An 11,039-nucleotide genomic window follows, 5' to 3' on the forward strand; every position below is an offset into this window, starting at 1 on the left:
CCGCCGAAAGGACGCCGACGGCGTCCGCGCTATCCTTCTCCGGCCTAAAGGCCGAGGCTTGCCGCGCACCTGGTCAAAGAGAAAATTCCCAAGGTGACGGCCGACGGCTTCGTTCGATTCCCCTCCAACTGGCTGATCGTCTACGACAACTGGCCGCTACCCGCCGTTGACTACACCAAGGCGGCATCGTACTTGGCACCGCTCTTGGCGGACATGGATGCGTTCTCGGTATTCGATGCGATCTTTGTCCACAACGATTCTCGAATGTGTGAGTTCCGCGATGCTCCGATCATCCATACGCTGGTTAAGCCGGGCATGATGCGCTAGACCCATAAGCAAGGTGTCCGTCGCCGGGCTCGCGGGCTGCGCCCCACGCCTCGTCCCGAGTCGCGGCCATCCGGCTTTGATCCCTGACGCCTCCGGCGCTGTGGGCCTGCGCGCTGTGTTTGCCTGTCCATTGCCTTCGTTGTGAGGTGGATGGGCGGTCTTGCTGTTCCCTTCACCGTATCACGGCGTTCGCGCCGTCAAGGGCTGCGCGCCGCTGGCGCTTGCGGGCGTGGCCGTCTTCGACCCGTGACTGCTTGCGCTGCGCCGTGCTGGGCACGGTTCCGGGCAATTCCGCCCGAGCAACCGGAGCACGATCATGTCGCAACAGTCCTTTTCCTCGTCCGATTCATTGCTGCTGGTACGTGACGACCAGGGGCGCTATCAGCCGGCTACCGCCGACCGGATTCTGGAAGCAGCTCGCCAGGTCATCGACCAAAAAACCCCGCGCGGCACGCTGTTTAGTTCGCCGGAGCTGGTCAAGGACTACCTGCGGACCAAGCTGGCCAGCTACGAGCACGAGGTCTTCGCAGCACTGTTCCTCGACAGCCAGCATCGGCTGATCGAGTACGTTGAATTGTTCCGCGGCACTATCAACGAGGCGTCGGTCTATCCGCGCGAAGTTGTGAAAGAGGCGCTGCGCTTCAATGCGGCGGCAGTGATCTTCTCTCACAATCATCCGAGCGGGAGTCCCGAACCCAGCCAGGCCGACAAGCTGCTGACCCGGCGCCTCAAGGAAGGACTGGCGCTGGTGGACGTGCGCACGTTGGATCACATCGTCGTCGGCGGCAAGACCACTACATCATTTTCCGAGTGTGGCCTGCTCTGACCCAGGGGGCTTCGGCCCCCTTTTTTGCTGCGCCCGGTGCTGTCATCGGGGCCCATTGCGTTCGCGCTGGCGAAGCCGCTTCATGTACGCGTCATCCACCGGGTCATCGGGACCCAAGTCCAAGGCACAGTTCGCCAACGAGGCCAGCGTCCGGTCTGTCAGCTTGAAGCCCCTCGGCAGTTGGCCGTAGCTCCTGGCACTGTTCTCTTCGATGGCGGTGAACAATGCCTTGAAGAAGTCGGCCCGGGATGGGCGTGCTGCCGCCGTGGCGGCCGCCGTCAAGGGATCTGTGGCCTCCATGACGGCTTTTTCGGCGTCGGATGCCAACTCCTGCAAGCACTCGCCCAGGGACGGCCAGTACTCCAGGTCGAATTGGCCACGAAGGGCGTCCAAGCGTTCTTGAACGTAGGACTTGAATAGGTGGTTGTGCTGGGACGCTGCTTCGATCACGTCGCAGACGTGGTAGTGTCGCTGCTGAAGCCCGACGTGTCGTGCAAGTCGGAGCGCTGCTCCAGCAGCGTCGCCAGTTCGGCCGCTTTCCTTGCAATCTGGCGATTGACGCTGGAGAGATCGCTGCGTGCGGCGCGTGCCTCCCGGATCTTCTCTGGATTCCAGAACGCGGCCGTACTTAAGACCAAGCCGAGAAAGACCTGGAGCGCCGGCGGATGCATGTGCAGCTTGTCGTGCAATTCCTCGTAGGCGACCCTCAGCTCGATTCCACGGGCCAGCAGTCGGTCCGCGACGGCGTTCTCGCTGAACAGGATATGGTGCTCGTTGTTGTAGTGAAGGGAAACAAAATTCGTGAGACTGCAGCTTCTTGAGAATCAATGAGTTGATCACGAATTCGGTCGCTGGCGGCGCAACGTCTGCATGGACACTGTTGGACCGGGTGCATTCGGATCATGAATTCGTGAGACTGTCGCGCCTGGGCAATGCAAAATCGTCGCGATGAAAATGATGAACGGGGATATTGATTGGCGATGCGACCGTCTCTGCTCGGCCATTCTCAGTCATTTGATCCTCAACCAACGAACGACGGGAACGTCCAAACAACAGACATTGAAAGAAGCTAAAGAAGCGTTGTCGCACTGGAACACCGTCACGCGAAGAGCGGCTGCAAGGGCTCCAGCTTGCGAAAGCCTCAAGTCGAGGCTTGCGAAACCTACGAGGGTCGAGGCGACTTCAGTTTCACGTTGACACTTCGATGCCGCGCCCCGTCAACTCGGACCCTCCGAATTGCGCAATCTCACGAACAAGCTGCATAACGGTACGGCACGCTAGTGTGAGTTCACCATGACGTGCCATGGCCAACGCAATATGGCGCGTGATCTGTGGATTGATGATTTTCGAAGCCTGCAAACGGCAATCCCGGCCAGCGTTCGAGATGGCGTACGGCCCCAGCAGGGCGTACATGCCCCCGTCGGCGACAATATGGGTCTGCAGGCTCAGCGAATCGGCCTCCACTGCGACGTTCAGCGCAACGCCGTGCTCGAGTGCCAATTGGTCCAATCTATCGCGCCAGCTATTGGGTCGGCAGAACATTACCAAGGGAAGATTTTGCAGCGCTGAAAACTGTACGGTGGGGTTGGCGGTGACGCGATTCCCCTCTGCGCCCACCAGGTAAGTCGCCGTTTCAACCAAGTACACGTCGCCGTGCTTGGGCACCGTACTATGGCGGAACAAGATAGCCAGATCGACGTGTCCGGCTTCCAGCCAGTTCTCCAGTTGCGCGCCCTGCCCCTCGCGCACACTGAGTTGCACCAGGGGATAGCGCTCCTTCAGGCGGTAATAAAGCGTGCTGACCAGTGGATGCGCGGTCGAAGGCAGGATCCCGAGGCGAACCGTGCCGATAGGCTTGCCTGAGGTCGAGTGGATGTCGTTGACCAGTTGGTCCGTGCCTGCCACCCACGCCCGGACCTTGGGCGCCACGCGCTCGCCGAATTCAGTAAGCACGACCCCGCGACCCGTACGCTGGAATAGACGCCCACCGCATTCCTGCTCAAGTTCATTGATTTGACGGCTGATGTGGGGCTGGCTCGTGCCATAGGACTGAGCGACCTTGCTGAGACTACCCAGGTCGGCAGCCGCCAGGAACAGTTTCCATGCGGAGTAGTTCATCACTTGCCTTGGCTTCCAAGCTATACGAAACCAGTATATCTGAAATATTCGACATGACACTTCCAGCATGACATGGCGGCTCCTAGACTGCCTCACATGCCCGCCAGCGTTATGGAGACACCAGCAGCGGCGGGCTCTCCGGGCAAAGCATCCGGCACCCGGTGATCCCCATACTCATACAGGAAGTGACATGAAAGACATCGACCTCCGCGGCCTTAATCCTGCCCCCGTCACACCCTTCACCCGCGACGGCGCGGTGGACTACGCCGCCTGCAAGAAGCTGGGCGCCTGGCTTGGCAGCATCGATGGCGTGAAGAGCCTGACCGTGCTCGGCCACGCAGGCGAAGGCACCTTTCTGACGCAGGCGGAGCAGATGAAGGTCATCGAAACCTTCGTCGAGGCAGTCAATGGCGCCATTCCCATCATCGCCGGCATCACGTTGGAAGGCACCGAGGTGGCTGCCGAGGAAGCCAAGCGCGCGGTCCAGGCGGGCGCGTCCGCTGGTCTGCTCTACCCCTCGCACGGCTGGCTGCGCTTCGGCTACCAGAAGGGCGCGCCTCAGGACAAGTACCGCAAAGTGTATGAGACCAGTGGGCTGCCGCTGATCCTGTTCCAGTACCCCGATGCAACCAAGTGCACCTACGATCTGGAAACGCAGCTCGACATCGCGGCGCAGCCCGGCGTATTCGCCATGAAGAACGGCGTGCGCAACATGCGCCGCTGGGACACCGAGATTCCCGTCATTCGTCGCGAGCGCCCGGATCTGCAGATTCTGAGCTGTCACGACGAATATTTGCTGCACACCATGTTTGACGTGGACGGTCTGCTGGTGGGCTACGGCAACATTGCACCGGAACTGCTGGTTGAGCTGATCAAGGCCGGCAAGGCACGGGACTACAAGGCCGCCCGCGCCATCCATGATCGCCTGCTGCCTGTCACGAAGAACGTCTACCACCGCGGCTCGCACATGGAAGGCACTGTGGCGCTCAAGCACGCCCTGGTGGCACGTGGCATCCTCGAACACGCCACCGTGCGCTCGCCGCTGCTGCCGCTGGCACCGGGCGCCGAGATCGAAATCGCCAACGCCATGCGCGCTGCCGGCATCGTTGGCTGAACGACCGCGGGTCCAGCTACAAGGCTGTGCCCGCTAGCCGGCTCAAATCCGGTTTTTGGATTCTCCCGTCATGCCGCAGCCGGCAGGCAAGTCGGCACAACGGGAGAAATTCAAGGCTTCACGCTGAAGTTGCGCCTCGGGACTGCCCTGTCACGGGTTGCAAGAAAGGCGACAGTAGAAGCCAATGACATAAGAAAAAGATGGCCGGTGCTCGCACACCATGAGCCAGTCAACTTGGAGACAGCATGGACACCACTACGGCCGCACCCGTGTACAACAGTGGCGGGAGCGATGCGGCAAGCAGTGCGCCATTTGATCTGCGGCATCGGGCTGCGCAACTTCTCTTTCGCATCGAAAACGTTCCCTTTAGCAAGTGGCACACCAAGGCCCGAATTGTGATGGGCAGTGCCACCCTGTTCGATGCATTCGACGCGCTCTCACTGGCGTTTGTCATGCCGGTCCTGATTGGGCTCTGGCATTTATCGCCGAGCGAGATCGGTGTCCTGATCGCTGCCGGATACCTTGGGCAAGTCATCGGCGCACTTTGCTTCGGGTGGCTGGCTGAACGCTTGGGCCGGGTGCCGAGTGCCTCCGTGACTGTGGGCCTGATGTCGGTCATGAGTGTGGGTTGCGCCTTTGCTGGGAACTTCCAGATGCTGTTCCTGTTGCGCTTCATCCAGGGCATCGGCGTCGGCGGCGAGGTGCCAGTTGCCGCGACCTATATCAATGAACTGTCGCAAGCCCATGGCCGTGGCCGCTTCTTCCTGCTCTATGAACTGATCTTTCCCGTTGGCTTGATGCTGGCGGCCCAGGTAGGCGCCTTCCTGGTTCCGCGCTTTGGCTGGGAATACATGTTCCTGGTTGGCGGGATACCCGGCCTGGTCGTGGCACTGCTGATCATGCGGCTGCCGGAATCACCGCGATGGCTGATCGGCAAAGGCCGGTTCGACGACGCAGAGCGCGTGATCGGTGAAATCGAGGCAAGCACCCCAAAGCGAAGCATTGATCCGCAGCACAACGCTGCAGAGATGAACCGGCGTATCTCAGAACTTTACATAGGTCTTCAAGCGCAGAAAGAGGGCAACTGGAAGGAGCTGTTCTCGCCGTTCTATCGTGGCCGTACGGTGGTGGTATGGCTGTTATGGGCCAGTTCCTATTTCGTTGCAAATGGCATCAACAACTGGTTGCCGAGCCTGTATAAGACGGTCTATCACCTCCCATTGCAGGAGTCGCTGCATATGGCCTCGCTCTCCAACGTGCTCAGCACCTGTGCCGTTCTTGTCTGTGCACTGTCGGTGGACCGCATAGGTCGTCGTCGCTGGGCCATGGGATGTTTCGTGGTCAGCGGCATACTGCTCGCCGTCCTTGGAGCATTTGGCGCCGCCAGCCCCTGGTCGGTCATGCTGCTGGGTTCATCAGCCTATGCAGTGATGGGTTCGGCGACGGTACTGCTGTACCTGTACACGCCGGAGATCTATCCCACCCGTATCCGTGCGATTGGAACCGGCCTGGCAACCTCATGGCTACGAGCTGCCTCTGCCACCGCACCGGCCGTTGTCGGTATGGTACTGACGGGACAAGGTATTGCCACCGTCTTCCTGATGTTTGCGGGTGCCTGCGTGGTCGGCCTTGTCGCGGCCACCCGGATGACCGAAACCACCAACCGCCCGCTGGAAGAGATTTCACCCTGACCGTCTGACCTGCCAACGCAGCGGCGCAGACCGCTGCCGTCAGACACTTCGCGGCGATCATCGGACTCTGCTTCCGTCCAACAGGGCACTCGAAACGTCTCGAGTACCCCAGGATGGGAGGAGACCGCTCGCCTGCCCTTCACAAGTTTGTAACGACTCGCATAACAAGGAGACATCCATGAGGAGTTGCGGGAAATGGTGCGCAGGCCTTTTTTGCGCTGCACCGATGTTCGCGTCGGCACAATCGGTGACGCTTTACGGCCTCGTCGACACTGGGGTGGAGTATGTCAACAATATTGGTGCCAGCAAGGACAGTGTCGTGCGGATGCCCAACCTGACTGCCACCGTGCCTTCGCGCTGGGGGATGCGCGGGACGGAAGACCTTGGGGGAGGCCTGAAGTCCGTCTTCGTCCTGGAATCGGGCTTTGCCACGGACTCTGGAACGTCAAACCAAGGGGGACGCTTGTTCGGTCGCCAAGCCTTTGTAGGGCTGAGTAACCAGTGGGGACAACTCTCCTTCGGCCGTCAGTGGACGATGACCTTCTGGTCAACGCTGGACTCTGACGTACTGGGGCCCAACATCTACGGCGCCAACTCGTTAGACAGTTATCGGCCCAATGCGCGTGCCGACAACGCCATTGCCTACAAGGGTACGTTCGGCGGATTGACTGTTGGCGCGACATACAGCCTTGGTCGCGACACAGTCAACGCTGGTCAGAACCCCGCGGGAACAAACTGCGCCGGGGAGAATCCCGCCGACAGCAAGGCCTGCCGGGAATGGTCAGTGATGCTACGGTATGACGCGAGCTGGTGGGGCCTGGCAACCGCATATGATTCATTGCGGGGGGGCACTGGTGCGGCAGGCGGACTGGTGAACAGCGGCCTCAAGGATGACCGCCTTCACTTTGGGGGCTATATGGTACTGTCCAAGGCGAAGCTAGGCATCGGTGGCACCTTGCGGAACAATGAAGGCAGCACCACGTCCCACAGCCAGCTTTACTATGCTGGCCTGGCCTATGACATTACGCCCGCCTTCAATCTCGCGGGGCAGATCTACTACCTGGGGTTCAATCATAGTGCCAACAAGGCGTGGCTCGCGGCACTGCGCGGCACCTACGCCTTCTCCAAGCGAACCTCCGCCTATGTCACAACTGGTTTCATTGATAACCGGGGCCAATTGGCCATGTCGGTCAGTAGCGGCAGCGCCGTCGGAACCAGTGCGCCGGCACCGGGCGGCAACCAGTTTGGTGCAATGCTTGGCATCAAGCATGTCTTCTGAGTCGGCGCCTTACCTGTTTATCGCCAGAGATCAGACGAACGCAGCAAAGGCAGATTCCATTCTCTCGACGGTCGCCAATCGAGGCAGAGCGGCAAGCATCCAAATCAATATCAGGAGACAACAATGAGAGGCATTTTGAGAGCGCTACTGACCGCAAGCTTTAGTCTTGTCGCCACGCTGGCTTTCGGCCAGACCTACCCCAACAAGCCCGTCAGAATCGTTGTGCCGTATCCCGCAGGTGGAACCGTGGACGCTGTCACGCGGGTTGTTGCGCAACGCCTGAGCGAAAACCTCGGCCAGCAATTCATCGTCGATAACCGGCCTGGAGCCAGCGGAACGCTAGGTAGCAAGCTCGTGGCGACCTCTGCACCCGACGGATATACCTTGCTTGTGCAGGCATCGACCTTCGTGGCCACCCCGATGCTGATGAGCGCAAGGACCTATGACATCGAAAAGGACTTCACGGCGATCACGCAATTGGGCAGTGTCCCAATGCTGGTGACGGCGCATCCCGGTGTTCCCGCAAAGGACCTCAAGGAGTTCATGGCCGCCATCCGCAAGGAGCCGGGGAAGTACACCTTTGGCACCTCAGCAGTCGGCTCAGCTAGCCACCTTGCCGAAGAAGCGATCAAGCACGACGGCAAACTCCAGTTCGAGATCATTCCCTACAAGGGTACAGCTCCGGCGTTGACAGAAGTCATGGGCGGACACATCAATGCCATGGTGGATGCCTTGCCATCGACGCTGCCCCATGTGAAGAGTGGAAAGCTGAAGCCGCTTGCCGTCACCAGTGCGAAGCGCATTGCCGTCTTGCCGGACGTTCCGACGGTTGCGGAGTCGGGATTGACCGGTTTCGAGATGGTTTCCTGGTATGGCTTGTGGGGACCGGCGAGAATGCCCGCAGAACTGACTCAACGTATTCGGAATGAAGTCGCGAAGGCATTGACTTCGGAAAAAGCCATCAAGGTATTGGGCGATTATGGATTCAGCTCCACCGCGTCCCAGCCGGCGGACTTCACCGCATACATCAAGCAGGAGAAGGCCAGATTCAGCACCCTGATCAGGGAGGCAAATATCAAGCTCGACTGAGCGGCACGTGGAGCACCACGATGAGCACATATACCGCACGGGACCGAGCCAGCGCGGTCGAACACATCCATGGTCGCGCTGTGCGAACAGTTGAGCTGGACTACGAGACCGCGTGGCAGGACGCGATCGAGCTGGAGGACCTGGGTCGACAATTCGGTGTCGACGTGAGGTATCGCGCCGTCGAACATGTCTGCGTTGTATCCGCGGAAGCACTGCTGCGCGGCTTGCGCATGGAGAAGCCCACATTCCGGCAGCGCTACTTCTACTGCAGGTTCGACATGTCCGCGATGCCCGAGGATACGCTGCACAAGCTGGAAGAGCTTGCCATCGAACATGGCGACTACCTCATGCCCGGTCACCTCTTTACGGAGGCAACGCTGACCTAGTGTGAGTGATCCGATTCAGATGCTGTTCCTGGGCCGCCAGAGGAATTCCCCTTTGCGCAAGATCAATGACAGCAATACCACGGTCATTGGACATTGAGTTCGAGTACGCGGATGGCCGAGACGGGTCGATGAGAGACGATCAGTCATCCAGTGCCCGTGGCGCTTGACGATGAGCTGACACAGGTACGAACTTTCCCTTCCGATCGACGCCTTAGGCTATCTTAGCGAAAATTTCACGAATTCCGGCCGACCCTCTTTTCCGATTTCACCCGATCAAACAGCGTGTCCAGTTCGGCCAATGAGTCAACCCGGATTCTGGTAGCGTTACCGAACTCGACACCGCGGCGTCGAGTTCGGCCTGTCGGCGACCGGTGACAATGACATGCGCTCCTTCGCTAGCGAACCGCTTAGCGGTAGCGAGCCCGATACCGGTGGATCCACCGGTAACGATTGCGATCTTGCCTTCAAGTTTGCGGGACATGGAAGTCTCCTTGGTAGGTTGTGAGTCGGAGCGGCAACCTCGACTTCGTCCTCTGGCGCCAGGAGGCACGCGCTCGCCGCTTCCCGGCAGGCAGGTGGGCGAAAAGCTCTCCACCAACTCGTACGCTCGCAACGGGTCGAGCATCAAGGCCGCTGCCCGACCGCGCTCGCGTCGTGGCTGTGCGAAGAGGCCGACGACTTGTGCTTGATCAGAGCAACAGCGACACCACCTATCACCGCGGCCATTGCAATGGCGAGGAAGTTCTGCACCAGCGGAAGCTTCATCGAGACCAGCAGCCCGATCACGATTGGCGCCGCTATAGCGCCGATGCGCCCGACCCCCGAGGCAAAGCCGAGTCCCGTCGAACGGATCGACGTCGGGTAGAACTGCCCGGCATACGCGTACAGCAGGATTTGCGTGCCCAGCGTCGACGCGCCGACGACGGCAACGATGAGGAACAGCGGCTGCGCGCCGTAGCCGAGCAGCGTCAGCGAGAGCGCGGCGACCGCAAAGAATGCGGTCGTCACCCACTTGATGTCCAGCTTGTCGGCGAGCCATCCGCCACCAACGGCGCCGACGACTGCACCGGCGTTGTAGGCGAGCAGGAAGTTCAGCGCAGAACCGAGGCTGTAGCCGGCCATGCCCATCAGCTTGACCAGCCACGAACTGAGCGCATAGAGCATGAACAGGCAGGTCATGTAGGCGACCCAGAACATCACCGAGCTGAAGCCCCGGCCGTCCAGGAACAGCCTGCCTATGGTCGGACCTTCGGCCTTGTCCTCCGCCGGAACGAGGAACTCCTCGTGCGGCTCGAGCGGCATGTCCGGTCGGATCTTCCGGACCACTTCGCGCAGATGCGTGTGGTCGTGCTGCTTGATCAGGAACGGCAGCGACTCAGGCATGTACTTCAGGATGAACGGGATCAGCACCACTGCGGCGCCCGCGGCGATGAACACAGATTGCCAACCATAGGTCTCGATGAACTGCTTGCCGAGGAGCGCGGCGAGGATGCTGCCGACCGCGTAGCCGCAGCACATCAGCGTGACCATCACGCTGCGCACCTTCTTCGGTGAGTATTCGGTCATCTGCGCGGCTGCATTCGGGATCGCGCCGCCGATGCCGAGCCCGGCGAGGAAGCGCATCACGCTGAAGGTGATCGGGTCGTTAGTGAACCCGGCGGCCGCGGTGAAGGCGCTGAACAGGAACACGCAGATCGAGATCGCGCAGCGGCGGCCGATCTTGTCGGCCAGCGCGCCGAGCGCGATCGCTCCGAACATCATGCCGAACAGCGCCGAACTGGCCATGAAGCCCGCGGTCGCGGCCTCCACATTCATCGCCTTCATGATCGACGGAAGCGCGGTGCCTGCGACCGCCAGGTCGTAGCCGTCGAGCACCAGAATCACGAAACACCAGATCAGCACGGACCAGTGAAAGCTGTTGAACTTGGCCTCGTCGGCCAGTTTGTGAACATCTATCCGGTGCACGCTTGAAGGTGCTGTTGCCAGCTCAGGGCGGATTGACTTCATTGACTTGTCTCCTTTTATCTTCGGTTTGAGGTTCGGCATGCGGCGCAGTAACACATTCTGGGCCGAGACCTCACGGCCAACGACCGCCCGTGCATAGACAAGGTCGCTCCCCTTAGTCCGTGCAGGCTGCCCCATCCTCAGACGCGAGGGGCTTCGGGCAGGCGTTCACCGCCGCGCACGACGTATTTGGCGGGATACAGTG

Annotated in this window: 11 protein-coding genes and 1 pseudogene; 7 read left to right on the top strand and 5 right to left on the bottom strand. The window is 60.4% G+C overall.

What is annotated here, in order from left to right; all coding sequences use genetic code 11:
- Window positions 1-93 precede the first annotated feature (93 nt).
- Both AC3WL8_RS18600 and radC read left to right on the top strand, forming a co-directional pair.
- Complete coding sequence (locus AC3WL8_RS18600) at window positions 94-327, top strand: hypothetical protein (protein WP_492378527.1); 234 nt, start codon at window positions 94-96, stop codon at window positions 325-327.
- Between the two features lie 316 nt (window positions 328-643).
- Complete coding sequence (gene radC, locus AC3WL8_RS18605; protein ID WP_492378528.1) at window positions 644-1,153, top strand: RadC family protein; 510 nt, start codon at window positions 644-646, stop codon at window positions 1,151-1,153.
- Between the two features lie 42 nt (window positions 1,154-1,195).
- Here radC and AC3WL8_RS18610 read toward each other — a convergent pair whose 3' ends face one another.
- The 3 genes from AC3WL8_RS18610 to AC3WL8_RS18620 all read right to left on the bottom strand — a co-directional run bounded on the left by AC3WL8_RS18610 (window position 1,196) and on the right by AC3WL8_RS18620 (window position 3,271).
- Window positions 1,196-1,546, bottom strand: a complete 351-nt coding sequence (locus AC3WL8_RS18610; protein ID WP_492378529.1) for a hypothetical protein — start codon at window positions 1,544-1,546, stop codon at window positions 1,196-1,198.
- Window positions 1,547-1,599: 53 nt separating this feature from the next.
- Window positions 1,600-1,842: a hypothetical protein gene (locus tag AC3WL8_RS18615; RefSeq protein WP_492378530.1), complete on the bottom strand. Its 243-nt coding sequence runs from the start codon at window positions 1,840-1,842 to the stop codon at window positions 1,600-1,602.
- Window positions 1,843-2,341: 499 nt separating this feature from the next.
- Entirely contained in the window at window positions 2,342-3,271 is a 930-nt protein-coding gene (locus AC3WL8_RS18620; RefSeq protein ID WP_492378531.1) for a LysR family transcriptional regulator, read from the bottom strand.
- A gap of 190 nt (window positions 3,272-3,461) precedes the next feature.
- Between AC3WL8_RS18620 and AC3WL8_RS18625 the strand changes: the two genes are divergently transcribed.
- The 5 genes from AC3WL8_RS18625 to AC3WL8_RS18645 all read left to right on the top strand — a co-directional run bounded on the left by AC3WL8_RS18625 (window position 3,462) and on the right by AC3WL8_RS18645 (window position 8,830).
- Complete coding sequence (locus AC3WL8_RS18625; protein WP_492378532.1) at window positions 3,462-4,385, top strand: dihydrodipicolinate synthase family protein; 924 nt, start codon at window positions 3,462-3,464, stop codon at window positions 4,383-4,385.
- A 245-nt stretch (window positions 4,386-4,630) separates the two neighbouring features.
- On the top strand, window positions 4,631-6,076 hold the full coding sequence (locus AC3WL8_RS18630; protein ID WP_492378533.1) for an MFS transporter: 1,446 nt from the start codon (window positions 4,631-4,633) through the stop codon (window positions 6,074-6,076).
- A 178-nt stretch (window positions 6,077-6,254) separates the two neighbouring features.
- A complete protein-coding gene (locus AC3WL8_RS18635; RefSeq protein WP_492378534.1) occupies window positions 6,255-7,355 on the top strand; it encodes a porin in 1,101 nt (366 codons plus the stop codon).
- Window positions 7,356-7,478: 123 nt separating this feature from the next.
- Window positions 7,479-8,444: a Bug family tripartite tricarboxylate transporter substrate binding protein gene (locus AC3WL8_RS18640; protein WP_492378535.1), complete on the top strand. Its 966-nt coding sequence runs from the start codon at window positions 7,479-7,481 to the stop codon at window positions 8,442-8,444.
- Window positions 8,445-8,464: 20 nt separating this feature from the next.
- The gene (locus AC3WL8_RS18645; RefSeq protein WP_492378536.1) at window positions 8,465-8,830 is read left to right on the top strand and encodes a PHA-granule associated protein 4; all 366 of its coding nucleotides are present in this window, start codon (window positions 8,465-8,467) and stop codon (window positions 8,828-8,830) included.
- Window positions 8,831-9,087: 257 nt separating this feature from the next.
- On the opposite strand, the pseudogene AC3WL8_RS18650 reads toward AC3WL8_RS18645, so the two are convergent.
- Window positions 9,088-9,311, bottom strand: a pseudogene (locus tag AC3WL8_RS18650) (SDR family NAD(P)-dependent oxidoreductase); the annotation flags it as partial.
- A 143-nt stretch (window positions 9,312-9,454) separates the two neighbouring features.
- Window positions 9,455-10,795 (bottom strand): MFS transporter, encoded by a 1,341-nt coding sequence (locus tag AC3WL8_RS18655; protein ID WP_492378638.1) that lies wholly within the window; start codon window positions 10,793-10,795, stop codon window positions 9,455-9,457.
- Window positions 10,796-11,039 lie beyond the last annotated feature (244 nt).

The sequence above is a fragment of the Cupriavidus sp. FW305-F7 genome, from assembly GCF_058782875.1.